Origin of the sequence: Nitrincola sp. (genome assembly GCF_048264025.1) — a bacterium.
GTDB lineage: Bacteria > Pseudomonadota > Gammaproteobacteria > Pseudomonadales > Balneatricaceae > Nitrincola.
Genome location: NZ_JBLXDN010000001.1, coordinates 229,313 through 243,339 on the forward strand (window position 1 = coordinate 229,313; position 14,027 = coordinate 243,339).

Consider the following 14,027-nt stretch of genomic DNA (forward strand, 5'->3'; position numbering starts at 1 on the left):
CATATGATCAACGATATAAGAAATTGGCGGTCAGAGAGTCCGTCATAAATCTATATAAGCCCCTGATTCTATTATCTTTTTTCTTTCTATCCTCTTGTTTACCTTGAAAATTCTATTTTCCTATTGTCGCCTATTGTCGTTGGTTGTCGTTACCAATAACTTAGTTTATGATAGGTAGGAAGATAGGTATTAAACAAGGTAGGGGGATTTATGCCAAAGAAGGCCAAAGAATTAAGCGCTACGGAAGTTAGACGTTTAACCCATGCAATCAGTAAAGACGGCAAGCCATACAACGCCCTTCACCCGGTAGGGGGCGTTTCTGGTTTATTGCTTCAGGTTACACCCACCGGCGCGCGCTCTTGGATTTACCGCGTAATGGTAGGAACAAAGCGCAGGAATATAGGCTTGGGGGCGTTCCCTGATGTACCCCTTGCTGAAGCGCGCAACAAAGCCCGCCTATTAAAAGAAAAGATCAATGAAGGTATTGATCCCCTCGAAGAAAGCCAAGCCGTGAAACGCGCCCAGAAGGCCGCACAACTGGCAACAATAACTTTTGAAGATGCAATGAACCGCTATATTAAAATGAAGGCGGAAGAGTTCAGGAACCCACGTCAGGCCGCGCAATGGCATAGCAGTTTAACCGCTTATGCCCTGCCCCATATCGGAAAAATGCCAGTCAAAGAAATTGACATTCACGACATCAAAGCCGTGCTTGACCCTATTTGGCATACAAAAACAGAAACGGCAAACCGGGTACGTTCACGCATGGAAAAAATACTGGGATGGTGTGCCGTGCATGGTTACAGATCCACAGAGAACCCCGCCCGTTGGACAGGAAATCTTAAAGAGATATACGCCAGCCCTTCAAAGATTAAGAACAGCCAGCATTTTGCCGCCCTGCACTTTGATGAGGTGCCAGCCTTTTTCAAAGATCTGCAAAAGCGTAAAGGGGAAGCCGCCCGCGCGCTTGAATTGCTTATTCTGACAGCTTCAAGAACCAATGAAATAATTGGTGACAAACGAATAGGCAAGCCCGGTATTACTTGGGGAGAAATTAACTTTGCTAAAAAGGTTTGGACAGTACCCGCCGAACGCATGAAAACCGGCAAGGAGCACAAAGTGCCATTGTGTGAACGTGCCGTTGCTATCCTTCAGGAAATGAACCCCGGCGCGCCTGATGAAATGGTGTTTACTTCAAACGGCGCTATTCCTTCAAATAACTATTTAAGCGCTTTGCTGAAGCGTATGAACCAACCCATTACAACGCATGGATTCAGAAGCACCTTCAAAGATTGGTGCCGGGAATATACCGCCTATGCTGATGAAGTGTCAGAGCTTGCCCTTGCCCACGTTAATTCAGACGCAACCCGCGCCGCTTATGCCCGTTCTGAGTTATTAGAGAAACGCCGCTTACTAATGGCAGACTGGGAACGCTTTTGTTACCACGGCAAAGCAGAACAGAAAACAAGCAAGGTTGTTGCTATTGGCGGGGGTGCAGCATGAACCCTTTAGATGAATTAAAAAGGCTTTACGGTGAAGGTGGTGCGCTTGAAAATCCAGCCCGGTATAAATGGGAAGTGCTTTATGCAGAAACCCGCGCGCTTGTTAGTTTTGAAAATCATCAAAAGATAATGGGCTTTTATAAACAATGGACAGAAACGAGAAACCCGCATTATTTAGACTGGATTCAATTGATTTTGATTCAATGCAATGCAACCCCTTCCCCTATGCTTTGCAATATATTTGCAGAAGGTGCAGCGCTTAGATTATCCGGGGGCGTTGCCGGTACGCCTGAAAAGATAATAAAAGATTCAGCAAAGGCTTATGCCTTCCGGGTAATGATGAACCTTATTTATGCGGGCAGCACTCTTGAAAGCGCTTCAATTAAAGCAGCATTTCAGGTTCAGGCGATATTTAAAACAGTGAAACCTTACAAGGCTTCAGGGCTTGAAAAGGCTTATGTTAAGGAAATCAGGGCAAGCGGCCTTGAAGCTGAACACTTTGAAGCATGGGATCAAAGCACCGCATTAAGAGAAGATGAAGGTTCAATTGCATTTTGGAATGATGCCAAAGAAAGCTGGCCTGAATGTGATGATGATTTAACAGGCTTCAGAAGATAGGGGAAAAAAAGCATTTCAATTTTTCCCCTCTAATAACCCGCCTATGTCTATTGAATAGGTAACCGTCATTAACCAAAGTTTATAGGCGGTTACCTATGAAAAATCATAATCCCCCCGCGTTTTTATCAGATAAGGATCTTGCTGACCGTTGGTCAGTACACCGCGCTACGCCTTGGGAATGGGCAAGGCAAGGCCGTATTCCTGCACCCGTTAAACTTTCAGGCCGTTGTACCCGGTGGAAGCTTGCAGAAATTGAAGCTTGGGAAGAGAAGCAAGGGGGCGTTCACTAATGAGCATATATAAAAACACCCCTGCCAGCGAGCAACTGAACAAGGGCGCTAAAGAAGACGGTATTGAACAGAATCATTATAGCATGAAGCTTTCAGTTATCAGCAGCGAGAAGCCCAAAACACTGACCAAAACATATAGGCTTGAAAATGGGGAGCTAGAAAAAGGAACCACGGCCAACCTATATCAAGGCAGCGTTTGCACAAAAGAGCTTAACAGCCTTCAAGAGCTTTCAGAGTTACTGCAAGCGCTTAAATTCAATCAGGCGCTTTGCTTTGGTTTGCCCTTTGCTGATGGTGCCCTTTTGAGCAAGAAGCGCTTTGAAGAGCTAGGGAAGCCCGCGGGAGTGGTCACAAGAACAACAGATAATTTCAAATGGCCGAACGGTGGCGGTTTGATGTTGCTCGACTATGACCCCAGCAAAGGCATACAGGCGCTTAACCGGGAAGAATTGCTTCAGCAGATCAAGCAAGCAATGCCAGCAATTGAAGAAGCCGGTTCCGTTTGGTTCCCTTCAAGCAGCAGCCATATTTTCCACGGTGAAGAAGATCTGACCGGGTTAAAAGGTCAGCGCCTTTACTTGCCCGTTAAGGATGCAATCGATATACCCCGCGCCGGTGAAGTGCTAGTTCAGCGCTTATGGTTGAACGGGTTTGGATGGTATGAAGTAGGTCAGGCCGGGCAAATGCTGGAGCGCTGCACCGTTGATGCTTCAGTGTGGCAAACTAACCGCCTTGATTTTGCAGCCGGTGCCAGTTGTACCCCACCGCTAGAACAAAAACGGGGATTGCCCGTTGTTACTGAAGGGGGATCAATTGACACAAAAGAAGCCTTGCCCGATTTGACCCCGGAAGAGCTTGCAGAGCTTGCCAGCGTTAAGGCTTCCGCAAGACGTGACGTTGAAGAAGAAGCCAATTCAGTAAAACAGTTTTACATTCAGGAAAAAGCTTGTTCAATGGTTCCGGCAAACTTGCCAGAAGCTGAGCAAGAAGAAGCCCTGAAGGTTGCTGAACGTATCGTTGCAAGAGCGCTTGAACAGAAAGTTTTAACAGGCGAATTCCCTATTATTCTTGAAGGGGGCGAAGTTGTAACCGTGGGGAAATTGCTGGATGATCCGGCAGCTTATCACGGAAAACTCACTTATGACCCTATTGAACCCGAATATCAAAACAATAAGGTTGTTGGCAAGCTTTACTTGATAGACAGCCGCCCGAACCTAAACAGCTATGCTCATGGTGGCCGCAACTTTAAGCTTTTGCGCCAGCCGCGGGAAGTTGAATTGATACCAGGCCGCCGGCATGACGCCATTCAGGAAGTGCTTTCAACTATGCGCGTTTTGCCTGATGTTTATGATATGGAGCAGCAGCTTGTTACCATTGACCAGGGCAAGGCTGAAGCGCTGGATGAACAGCGCTTTCTATTTTGGTTAGGTGGAAACTTTCAATTCTACACCTGGAAGATGAAAAACAGCCTGCCAGTAATGGAGCTAATCGACCCGCCCGCAAGTCTAGCAAAACAGATCATTGCCATAGGTGCAGGCCGCCGACTGAAGCCATTGAACGCGGTTATCACTGCCCCGGTATTGCGCCCGAATGGTTCTATTTTAGATAAGCCAGGGTACGACAGCAAAACGAAGCTTTTACTTGATAACGCGGAAGCTTTGCCGCTTGTTACTGATGACCCCACCCCGGAGCAGGTCAGCAAGGCGCTTGAAAGCTTGATGAAGCCCTTTGAAAGCTTCCCCTTTGCAACTGCGCTAGATAAGGGAATTATGCTTGCCGGGCTGTTAACGGCGGTTATGCGTCCCGTGCTGCCAACTGCACCGGGCATAGGGTTTGATGCGCCTGTTATGGGTAGCGGTAAAACTTTGCTCGCTGAATGCTTGGGGATTCTTGCAACAGGGGATAACCCCACCGTTTGGCCGCATACTTCAGGCCGTGATGATGAAGAAACCCGCAAACGCATATTAACAGCGCTGAGATCCGGAAGCCGCGCAATGATATGGGATAACGTAACCGGGATTTTTGACAGTGCAGCCCTTGCCGCCTTGCTGACAAGTGAAAGCTTTACTGACCGTGTGCTAGGGCAAAGTGCTTATATAACTGTTCCGAATAGGGCTATTTTAGTTCTTACTGGTAACAATTTGACCCTTGCAGGCGATATGCCGCGCCGGGTTCTGAAATGCCGTATTGATCCGCAAACTGAACGCCCCTATGCAAGAAAGTTTGACCTTGACCCGAAACAATACGTTAAGCAGAACCGCTTAAGCATGGTTTGCGCTGCACTGACCATAATCAAAGGATGGTTGAGCAGCGGTGAATGTATGTTTGGATCTCATGCACCAGGCAGAATGGCAAGCTTTGAAATATGGGATGATCTGGTTAGGCAGCCAGTGGCGTGGATCGCTTCCACAATTAAACCGGGGGAGTATGAAGACCCTATGAACGCAGTAGATCAGAACCAGCAAAGCGACCCTGAACAAGAAGCCTTGTATGACGTGCTTGCAGAAATTCAAAAGGTATTTGGAACCGATGCGTTCACAACAAAGGAGCTTCACAGAAGGGCTTATGGGGATCGTAACCTTGTGGGCGCGGCTGACTTACAAGAAGCGCTTGAAGATCTTGTGGGCGGTCATAATTTAAACACAAGATCTTTAGGCAAGGTTCTTCCCTTCCGGGCTGATAGATTGGTCAGGGGGCTTGCTCTGGTTGCTGCGCCGGAGGATAAGCACACAAAACTAAAGCGCTGGCGTATTAAGGCAGCATAGGCCGGAAGCCCCTAAAAAAAGGGGCTTTTTTGTATTTGCGGTGTATAGCGGTGTGTTGCGTATTGTAATTCCCAGTCTGAAGTTTCAAGTTTTATTTTATTTATAGGTTATATAGGCTGGAAATAAACACCGCAACAATCCGCCATAACCCGCAGACCGCTAAAAACCACGCCTTTCCGCCCGTGCCAGCCTGCTTAAAAAGCCCGTGGCGGTTAATATAACCTTATCATTCATATAATTTTCAGTTACTTAAATGTAAAGAAGCTACCTACCTATCTTAATACCTATCAAAAAGCTTTTGAAACCTGCACTTTATGCTATAATTGGTTATAAGTAACGTATCTGTTATAACCATTTTAAAGGGTATTAAACATGGCAAGACCATTCGAAAAGCTGCCAGCCGGTGCCAGAAACCACCTGGAATCAATGGCCGCCAATGGGCTGTTAAGCGAATCAGCAGCAGCAACCGCCCTGGGTATGCCCCTGCACGAATTCCGCCGGGTTATTGCTGAACACCCTGCTTCAAAAGAGGTATGGCAAAACGCCCTTGCAGTTGAACGGGATCAGATCCTTCAGGCTATGTATGACAGCGCTATAGGGGGCGATACAAAGGCCGCGCAAACCTTGCTTGCCGTTCGCCACGGGATGAGCGAAAAGCAGCCAAAAGGCAATTCTGACCGCGTTAGCGTGGTGTTTAATCTGCCCGCTGCCCTTTCAGCTTCAGACTATCTGGAGGCCGTTGAGGTTAAGCAAGAGAGCTTGCCGAATGAGTGAACAACGCCCGGATCAGTTAAGCAAGTGGCAACAGGAAGCAATGAGCGTTCCTGAAGCGTTTGATCTGTTTCTTGGCGGTTCCCGCGGTTCAGGCAAAACGCACTTGCTCTGTGCCTTATTCCTGCGACATTGTGAACAGCACGGGGAGCGCGCCCGGTGCCTAGTGGTTAGGAAGAGCTTTCCCGGTTTGATGGATCTTGAAGCTGAAATGAAAGCTTTTTTCGGTGCAGTGTATGGCACCGCTTTAAAGTTTGATGGACAGAAGCACCGCTTCACCATGCCGAACGGTGCAACCGTTGCCCTTGACCAGCTTGAACGGGAAGCAGACTTTCAAAAGTATCAGGGGAAAAGCTTCAGCCATATTGCAGTTGATGAAGCCGGTCAATACTCAAGCCCAGCGCTAATTGATCGCCTACGCTCAAGCCTACGCGCGCCCGCTGGCGTTCCTACACGGTTCGTTATGGCAGCGAATCCGGGCGGTGCCGGTCATGCTTGGCTAGTACGCCGCCACGCCTTGAAAGCAAGCTGGCAGCCTTACACGGATGCCGCTTCAGGGTTTGATTTTGTAACGATCAATGCAACCTATCTTGATAATGAATTCATTGACCGGGAACGCTATGCAAAAAACCTGATTGCAAGCTGTGCAACAGATCCGGAGCTTGGCCGCGCGTGGTTGCTCGGTGACTGGTCGATTCTGCGCGGTGCCTACTTCTCAAGCGTTATTGATGAACACCGCAATATGATAGAACCCTGGGAAAAGCTGCCCTATGAAGAGCCGGAAGACCCGTGGAGTGAATACCCTACAAGCTGGGAATACTACCTTGCCAGCGATTACGGCAGCGCCGCGCCCAGCGTCACTTATTTGGTGGCAAGAAGCCCCGGCGCTGAAGCCCTTGATGGGTTCTTTTATCCGCGCGGTTCCCTGATTTTGGTTGATGAAGAAACCACCACCCACCCGGATGACTTGAACCAGGGTATGAATTTAACGGTGCCGGAACAAGCTGACCGGATCAAACGAATGTGCCAGCGCTGGGGAGTGCCTGCCCGTGGCGTTGCGGATGATGCCATATTCAATAAAACGGGCAGCCAATCCGGAAGCATTGCCGATGAATTCAGGAAGGCCGGTGTTAATTTCAGACGCGCCCGCAAAGGCAGCCGGATAGGTGGCTGGGAAATAATGCGCCGTTTACTTGCTGATGCTGGCAAGCCGGATATGCCGGGGCTTTATATATCCCGGAAGTGCCATGTTTGGTGGCAGACAGTGCCAGCGTTGCCCCGTTGCACCCGCAACCCTGAAGATGTTGATTCAACCGCCGCGGATCATGCCGCGGATGCTTGCCGCTATGGTTGCATAGGCAATAACGCCGGGTTCAGAGTTCCAATAAATTTTGCTTACTAATGAGGTATTGAAGATGGAAACCATTGAAGAGTTGAAAGAAGGTTTGGAAAAGCTAAAAAATAAAAATGCTCAATTGCTGGACGAGAAAAAGAAGGTTCAAGCTGAACGGGATGAATTGAAAGCTTTGCTTGATTCTACTGAACAGGCAAAAGCTGAAGCCCTTGCTGAAGTTAAACGCATTACAATAGATCAGCCCCGCGCTGAAGTAATTGAAACGATTGCAGCGGAAGGCATGGCCGATATGCTCAAACGAGAGCTTGAACACCATTTTGAAATAGTACGGATGGAAAACGGCAAGGATGTTTTCCAAAAGGATGGTGAACCGGTTCAGATTGAAGGGGCAACCGTTGAATTCTCTGAAGAGGGAATAAACAAGCTTTACAAAGCCGGAACCCTGAAGAGCCTTGGCCGTTTAATCAAAGGCAGGCAAGCAGCCGGGGGCGGTGCCGTTGGTGGAACTAAAGAAGCGTTCACCGGGCAGCCACAAAACAGCAACCCGGCACCGCGACAGCAATTTGGTTTAAAGTAAGAAAGTGTTATAATATAACAGAGTGCAGAGCGTGGCTAGTGGCTACAATCTGCACCCTACCACCTGCCCCCGTGGGGCAACTCTAAAGCGTCCGTGATGCTAATGAGCACCTATTCTTTTTATGGAATTATGAGGTGCCCACCATGGCCACAACTCAATTGATCGACATTATCGAACCGGCAAAATTCACTGAATACCTGGTTCAAAACTCTATGGAACAAACCGCGCTTGTTCAGGCTGGCATTGTGACCCGTAACGCTGTAATTCAGGAACAGCTAACCGCTGGCGCTGATTCGTTCACCGTCCCTTTCTGGCGCGATTTGAGCGACGATGAAGCGGATATTGTGAACGATAACCCGGCAGTAAATGCGACCCCTGGAAAAGTGACCAGCGGGAAGCAGATTGTCCGTAAAGCGTTTCTGCACAAATCCTGGTCAGCAATGAACCTGGCAAGTGAAATTTCCGGTTCTGATGCGCTTTCCCAGATCCAGAACCGCGCCGGTGCATACTGGGATAGACAGCTTCAGCGCCGCTTAATCGCCACAATGAACGGTATTTTGGCCGCTAACGTGGCTGAAGATGCCGGTGATATGTTGCTGGATATTTCAGGCGAAACCGGAGCCGCTGCAAGCTTCAGTGCCGGAGCTGTAATTGATGCCGCTGGAAGCTTGGGCGACCAGTTAGGCAGCATTACCGGCATGGCTGTTCATGGCGATATTTACCGCGCTGCACTGAAAGCGGATCTGATTGAATTCATCAAACCGTCTGAAGGCTCGCTTGCATTGCCTACTTTCCGCGGATTGGTTCTGATTCAAGATGATTCAATGCCGAAAAGTGTTACCGGGGAATATGTAACGGCGCTGTTTGGTGCCGGTGCCTTTGGCTATGGTGCTTCAGCCCCACGCATTGCCGCAGGTACTGAGATAGAAAACAAGCCTTCAGCCGGTAACGGTGGCGGAATGCAAACCCTGCATACTCGCTTGAACGTTGCGGTTCATCCGGCGGGCTTTAAGTGGCTGGAAGGTGCCGTTGCAGCGGAAAGCCCTTCACTTGCTGAAATCGAAAACGCCTTAAACTGGGAACGTGTGGTTGAACGCCGCGCGGTGCCGTTGGCTTTCTTGAAAAGCAAGCTTTAAGCATGGCTAGGGGCAAGGAAGCCCCACCATTGAGAACCTTATAATGAAGCTATTACTTATCCTAGATGATGAAGGCCGTTTGATGATGGCTGAACATGCTGAAACGGGTTTGCTTGTTTTTAGGCATAGCAACGAAACAGAGACAGGCTTTCTTGATCGGGTACGGGATCAAATGCAGGGGCTTAGCTGATGCAAGCTGAACAGGAAGAACCTGAAGTTTCAATTCCTGAAGCCCAGTGGACACAATGCCGCAAACTATGGGCTGAGGCCTTCCGCCTTTATTTAAAAGACTGTAAAGACGTTTGGACTAAACCAGAGTCAAAGCATGACCCTGAAGCCCTAGCCGCTCTAAATGACCTGTTAAGCGTCAACAGCCCCCAGCTAAAAAGAATATGTGACCATTTAAGCGGGGACATGAACCCGGCCTATGTAAAAAGGATCTTTATTCGCTGGATACAACAAAATTCAACTGATTGATTTAATTGATGTTTTACCCTATTTTTCTATTGATAGGTAGGATGTTAGGTAATTTTCAATTTATCTTGTAAGTTGTTGATTTTTAAGAGAAACTGGCGGTCAGAGAGGGATTCGAACCCTCGATACGTTGCCGTATACACACTTTCCAGGCGTGCTCCTTCAGCCACTCGGACACCTGACCGTTTCGTATTGAGCGGCGCATTTTAGCAGACTAACTGCAAAGCACAAGAGGAATGCCGGTAAAGATAGGTTATAATCCGTTTTTTTCTGAACAAGAGCCAACTGGATAGACTATGGACACCGTTGTTTTTTTCAAATGTCTGAGTGATTCGACTCGCCTGCGTATCATTAATCTGCTGCAGCAGCGCGGTGAGTTGTGCGTGTGTGAGTTGATGACAGCGTTACAGGAATCACAACCCAAAGTCTCACGACATCTGGCACAATTACGCAATTGCGGTCTTCTTAAGGACCAGCGTCGCGGGCAGTGGGTTTATTATCGGATCAACCCGGCCCTACCTGCTTGGACCTCGGAGATTTTAAATGCCTCCTGCCAGGGAGAAAGTGATCAACTGGCCTCTGATCAGCAGAATTTGCTTAGTCAGCAGAGCAATGATCCCTGCGGGCAACGTGATACCCTCTAACATCAATCCCTTTTGTCCTAATGTAACTCTTTGGAGTTCTGTTCCATGCTGATGCCTATTATTGCTATTTTGTTCGGTCTCGCATTGCTTGTCTGGAGTGCTGACCGCTTTATCGACGGTGCGGCTGCGACAGCGCGCTATGCCGGTATGCCACCGTTGCTGATCGGGATGGTCATAATAGGTTTCGGCACCTCGGCGCCTGAGTTATTTATTTCTGCCTTGTCATCTTATCAGGGCAATCCTGGTCTGGCGCTGGGTAACGGTTATGGTTCTAATATTGCCAATATCGGTCTGATTCTTGGTTTGACGGCACTACTCAGTCCGATCACGGTAAACGCGTCGGTATTACGCAAAGAGCTACCTATATTGGCAGGCATTACGCTGCTATCCGGCTTATTGCTGTTAAACGGTCAGATTTCCCGCCTGGATGCAGGCATTATGCTGATCGTGTTTGCGCTTATTATGGGCTGGAGCATTCGTGAAGGGCTTAAAGGCCGTGCAGAGCCCATTATCGGGACGACAGAAGTCGAGGCTGTTGCAGGCCAAATGACGCTGAAACAGGCGATATTCTGGCTGCTGCTAGGGTTGATTCTGCTGATGCTAAGTTCTCGCATTCTGGTGTGGGGTGCGGTTGATATTGCCACCTCACTGGGTGTGAGCGATCTGATTATTGGTCTGACAATTGTCGCTATTGGTACTTCTCTACCCGAACTGGCTTCAGCCTTCGCTTCTATCCGTAAAGGGGAGCATGATCTGGCGCTGGGTAATGTGATCGGTTCAAACCTATTTAATACGCTCGCTGTTGTCGGCCTTGCCGGTATGATTCACCCGTTACAGGTAGATCCGGCCCTGCTTTGGCGGGACTGGCCGGTGATGGCGGCGCTCACCTTTGCACTGTTTGTGATGGGCTATGGTTTCAGAGGCAGGATCGGACGTATTAACCGGGTCGAAGGTGCAGCATTAATACTGGTGTTCATCAGTTATACCGGCTACCTGCTGTACAGTATTTCAGCGGCACCATCGCCAGGGTAACCCTAAATAATCAAGCGGCGTGCAAGCTGATTAGTTCCTGCTCTGGAACCGGACGCCCAAGCAAGTAACCTTGCACGCTGTCACAGCCCTGCGCCTTCAGGAAAGCCAGTTGCGCTTCGGTTTCTACCCCTTCAGCCAGCACTTCGATATTCAGACTTTTACCCAGCGCAATCACTGTAATGATGATAGCTTCATCTTTAGGATTAGTGCCGATATCACGGGTAAAGCTGTAATCGATTTTCAGGCGATCCAGTGGCAGTTGTTTAAGGCGGTTCAGTGAAGAATAGCCTATGCCAAAATCATCAATCGCCAGACGATACCCCGCATGACGCAGGCTGTTTAGCTGCTCTATAGCATAATCGGGATCTTGCATAATCAGGCTTTCAGTAATTTCCAGTTCGATTTGACTACGCGCTATACCGAAACGTGCCAGAATGGCATTGATATGCTCAATAAAATCCGCTTCCAGCAGTTGCTTAGGGGAAATGTTGATCGCCACAGGGGGCACCATTTTGCCCTGTTCCTGCCAGACCAGAATCTGCTCACACGCCAACTCGATCACTTGCCAACCCAAGGGAACAATCAAATTGGTTTCCTCCGCCAACGGGATAAACTCACCGGGCGGCATCATGCCTTTTTCCGGATGCTGCCAGCGCACCAGGACTTCCAGGCCACACAAATCACCTGTTTTGAGAGAGAACTGTGGTTGATAATGCAACAATAGCTGGCGGGTATTCAGCGCAATGCGTAAATCCTGTTCCAACTGAAACGACTGCACTGCTTGAGTTGTCAGTTGGCTACTGTATAGCTCATAACAGTTTTTACCTTGAGCCTTGGCTTTATACATGGCTGTATCGGCATGCTTGATCAGCGTATCCAGGTCTTGCCCATGTTCTGGAAAATGGCTGATGCCTATGCTGGCGGTCATCTGCAGTTTGTGTCCGTCAATTTGCAATGGAATAGTACAGAGATTCAGAAACCGTTCGGCTTCCTGCTCGGCGCGTGACGCTTCGCCAGTTACCAGCAGGATAAATTCGTCACCCCCGGTACGAAACAGCTCACAACCATTGACCAGTCGTCGATTAAGATTATTCGCCATACCTTTTAACAGCTGATCACCAATCTGGTGCCCCAGGCTGTCATTGATCATTTTAAATCTGTCCAGGTCAATGAATAGCAAGCTGAAATTATGTTCTGACACATCATGAATGCGTTGATTGACTCGCTCCATCAGCATGTAGCGGTTGGGCAAGCCGGTTAACACATCATGCCTAGCCTGATGTGCCAGCGTTCGAGTCTGCTTTTTAACCAGATCCATCAACAGGCGTTCACGGTCATGCATACTCAGCACCAGCATGGCCCCCATACAGCCAACTAACACCAGCAGGGTTTGCATCAGTTGCGCATTACTGGCTGGATTCATGGACAGGTAGTCGGGACCCGCTTCAGCATAAACATCCCAGGTCTGTTGTGCGATAGAGATCTGAAAATGATCTGTGAGAATTGGCCGGGGTGCCTGGCTAGCGGTTGTAGTGCTGAAGAATGGAGTCGCTGTATCTGACTCAAACAGCTTGAAATTGATATGTTCAATACCGGACATTTCCAGAGCGGCCGAAAACATCTTATCGACAGTAAACACCCCCACAATAAAACCGGTTAATAGCCTATTACCCATCAACGGATTTTGTTGGTCAGATAATACATACACCGGATGCAAAATCAGCATACCCGGCTCATCCGGCGCCTGAGTCAGGTTCAGTATTTGCGTTGCGACAGGACGCCCCTGCTCCTGAGATTCAATGACCCAGCGTCGTCGATCTTCTATAGAGAGCAGATTAAAACCCAGCGCTGCACGATTCGCTTCTAGTGGCTCGACCATCTGCACCGGAATCAGTGGATCACCGACATGTAAGGATTCTCCATACACTCGGTATTCAGGCTCATTGAGGAGCTGACGGGTTGCGGCTTCAAAGGCATCCAGTTCATTGCTGGCAACAATCGGATCCCAGGAGTAAGCCCGCACAGAGGGGTTATATTGCTGAATTTCAGCAACCATTGCCTGAAACACATCCGGGTCAGCACCCAGTGGCCCGGAAAATTCTTTACCCAGACGAGTCAGATCGGCAAGATTATGCTGCACAACAGCCTGCACCTGCGCATCCAGCACTTTAACATCCTGTTCAAAACTACGTCGTAGCTGCTGATCCAAATGGGATAAGAAAATTTTATTAATTACCAACACAGCTAGAATGACCAGCGCTAACTGCACGGATAGGCGTAAGCGGCGCTTGGCGTTGAGGTGTGTCTTGGGCTCTAATAACGCCAATAGCAACGGAGTAACCAGAATGGCACCGAACGCATCGCCCATCCACCAACTCAACCAGTCATTAAAGAGACCGGCACTACCCTGAGTATTCGCCATCGTATGTACTGAGAAGGTACCAACCGTAGCGTTCAGGGTGCAGGTTAAAAAGCCGGCAAACACAATGAATTTGACCAGGCCTCGACCACTTTGAGGGCGCAATGGATGAGCATGATATTTTTCAATCAGATAAGCCGCCAGCGCTGTCTGTAAGGTGGCGCCAGAGGCAATAAAAATGGCTACGAGAATAGCTTCAGGGTCAAAAAATTCCTGCCAGCCCAGAGGCAACCAGATATTAAACAGCAGATTCCCCAGAAACACACCGGGTAGGAAAGACAGCCCAAAGCGAATAACCATTGCCAGTCCGATACCGGAAGGAATCCATAAAGGAACAATTTGGTCATGTAAACCAGAACCAGCAACCAATACGCCAGCACTGGCATAAACAAGTGCCAGCACTATTACAGCAGGGATGTAATATGAAATCCGCAAAAAAGGTCCT

General features: G+C 48.8%; 13 protein-coding genes and 1 tRNA gene. 12 read left to right on the forward strand and 2 right to left on the reverse strand.

All coding sequences use genetic code 11. The annotated features are described in order from the left end of the window. Positions 1-210: 210 nt before the first annotated feature. The 10 genes from ACN0R1_RS01080 (at position 211) to ACN0R1_RS01125 (ending at position 9,490) form a co-directional block, all read left to right on the forward strand. The gene (locus ACN0R1_RS01080) at positions 211-1,503 is read left to right on the forward strand and encodes a tyrosine-type recombinase/integrase (RefSeq protein ID WP_417579036.1); all 1,293 of its coding nucleotides are present in this window, start codon (positions 211-213) and stop codon (positions 1,501-1,503) included. Then, a complete protein-coding gene (locus ACN0R1_RS01085; RefSeq protein WP_417579038.1) occupies positions 1,500-2,120 on the forward strand; it encodes a hypothetical protein in 621 nt (206 codons plus the stop codon). The genes ACN0R1_RS01080 and ACN0R1_RS01085 overlap by 4 nt, the downstream gene beginning before the upstream one ends. A gap of 95 nt (positions 2,121-2,215) precedes the next feature. Then, positions 2,216-2,410 carry a helix-turn-helix transcriptional regulator gene (locus ACN0R1_RS01090; RefSeq protein ID WP_417579040.1) on the forward strand — a complete coding sequence of 65 codons (195 nt, stop codon included), beginning with the start codon at positions 2,216-2,218 and terminating at the stop codon, positions 2,408-2,410. Further along, the gene (locus tag ACN0R1_RS01095) at positions 2,410-5,175 is read left to right on the forward strand and encodes a hypothetical protein (RefSeq protein WP_417579042.1); all 2,766 of its coding nucleotides are present in this window, start codon (positions 2,410-2,412) and stop codon (positions 5,173-5,175) included. Before ACN0R1_RS01090 ends, ACN0R1_RS01095 begins: the two co-directional genes overlap by 1 nt. A 372-nt stretch (positions 5,176-5,547) precedes the next feature. Next, the gene (locus ACN0R1_RS01100) at positions 5,548-5,949 is read left to right on the forward strand and encodes a hypothetical protein (RefSeq protein ID WP_417579044.1); all 402 of its coding nucleotides are present in this window, start codon (positions 5,548-5,550) and stop codon (positions 5,947-5,949) included. Then, positions 5,942-7,348, forward strand: a complete 1,407-nt coding sequence (locus tag ACN0R1_RS01105) for a phage terminase large subunit (protein ID WP_417579046.1) — start codon at positions 5,942-5,944, stop codon at positions 7,346-7,348. Before ACN0R1_RS01100 ends, ACN0R1_RS01105 begins: the two co-directional genes overlap by 8 nt. A gap of 13 nt (positions 7,349-7,361) precedes the next feature. Beyond that, positions 7,362-7,877, forward strand: a complete 516-nt coding sequence (locus tag ACN0R1_RS01110) for a hypothetical protein (RefSeq protein ID WP_417579048.1) — start codon at positions 7,362-7,364, stop codon at positions 7,875-7,877. Between the two features lie 143 nt (positions 7,878-8,020). Beyond that, positions 8,021-9,013, forward strand: coding sequence for a hypothetical protein (locus ACN0R1_RS01115; RefSeq protein ID WP_417579050.1), 993 nt, complete (start codon positions 8,021-8,023; stop codon positions 9,011-9,013). Positions 9,014-9,056: 43 nt separating this feature from the next. Beyond that, complete coding sequence (locus ACN0R1_RS01120) at positions 9,057-9,203, forward strand: hypothetical protein (protein WP_417579052.1); 147 nt, start codon at positions 9,057-9,059, stop codon at positions 9,201-9,203. Then, entirely contained in the window at positions 9,203-9,490 is a 288-nt protein-coding gene (locus tag ACN0R1_RS01125; protein ID WP_417579054.1) for a hypothetical protein, read from the forward strand. Before ACN0R1_RS01120 ends, ACN0R1_RS01125 begins: the two co-directional genes overlap by 1 nt. Before the next feature lie 93 nt (positions 9,491-9,583). On the opposite strand, the gene ACN0R1_RS01130 is transcribed toward ACN0R1_RS01125, so the two are convergent. Then, positions 9,584-9,671: transfer RNA gene (locus tag ACN0R1_RS01130), tRNA-Ser, on the reverse strand. 112 nt (positions 9,672-9,783) lie between these two features. Between ACN0R1_RS01130 and ACN0R1_RS01135 the strand changes: the two genes are divergently transcribed. Then, on the forward strand, positions 9,784-10,131 hold the full coding sequence (locus tag ACN0R1_RS01135; RefSeq protein WP_417579056.1) for a metalloregulator ArsR/SmtB family transcription factor: 348 nt from the start codon (positions 9,784-9,786) through the stop codon (positions 10,129-10,131). Positions 10,132-10,176: 45 nt separating this feature from the next. After that, positions 10,177-11,163 (forward strand): calcium/sodium antiporter, encoded by a 987-nt coding sequence (locus ACN0R1_RS01140; RefSeq protein WP_417579058.1) that lies wholly within the window; start codon positions 10,177-10,179, stop codon positions 11,161-11,163. A 10-nt stretch (positions 11,164-11,173) separates the two neighbouring features. Here ACN0R1_RS01140 and ACN0R1_RS01145 read toward each other — a convergent pair whose 3' ends face one another. Continuing rightward, entirely contained in the window at positions 11,174-14,017 is a 2,844-nt protein-coding gene (locus ACN0R1_RS01145) for an EAL domain-containing protein (RefSeq protein ID WP_417579060.1), read from the reverse strand. Positions 14,018-14,027 lie beyond the last annotated feature (10 nt).

Bases quoted from the DNA above. Each gene is read 5' to 3' on its own strand.
- ACN0R1_RS01105 (WP_417579046.1), top strand. From the start codon at position 5,942: ATGAGTGAACAACGCCCGGATCAGTTAAGCAAGTGGCAACAGGAAGCA.
- ACN0R1_RS01085 (WP_417579038.1), top strand. From the start codon at position 1,500: ATGAACCCTTTAGATGAATTAAAAAGGCTTTACGGTGAAGGTGGTGCG.
- ACN0R1_RS01100 (WP_417579044.1), top strand. From the start codon at position 5,548: ATGGCAAGACCATTCGAAAAGCTGCCAGCCGGTGCCAGAAACCACCTG.
- ACN0R1_RS01135 (WP_417579056.1), top strand. From the start codon at position 9,784: ATGGACACCGTTGTTTTTTTCAAATGTCTGAGTGATTCGACTCGCCTG.
- ACN0R1_RS01095 (WP_417579042.1), top strand. From the start codon at position 2,410: ATGAGCATATATAAAAACACCCCTGCCAGCGAGCAACTGAACAAGGGC.
- ACN0R1_RS01080 (WP_417579036.1), top strand. From the start codon at position 211: ATGCCAAAGAAGGCCAAAGAATTAAGCGCTACGGAAGTTAGACGTTTA.
- ACN0R1_RS01110 (WP_417579048.1), top strand. From the start codon at position 7,362: ATGGAAACCATTGAAGAGTTGAAAGAAGGTTTGGAAAAGCTAAAAAAT.
- ACN0R1_RS01140 (WP_417579058.1), top strand. From the start codon at position 10,177: ATGCTGATGCCTATTATTGCTATTTTGTTCGGTCTCGCATTGCTTGTC.
- ACN0R1_RS01090 (WP_417579040.1), top strand. From the start codon at position 2,216: ATGAAAAATCATAATCCCCCCGCGTTTTTATCAGATAAGGATCTTGCT.
- ACN0R1_RS01125 (WP_417579054.1), top strand. From the start codon at position 9,203: ATGCAAGCTGAACAGGAAGAACCTGAAGTTTCAATTCCTGAAGCCCAG.
- ACN0R1_RS01120 (WP_417579052.1), top strand. From the start codon at position 9,057: ATGAAGCTATTACTTATCCTAGATGATGAAGGCCGTTTGATGATGGCT.
- ACN0R1_RS01115 (WP_417579050.1), top strand. From the start codon at position 8,021: ATGGCCACAACTCAATTGATCGACATTATCGAACCGGCAAAATTCACT.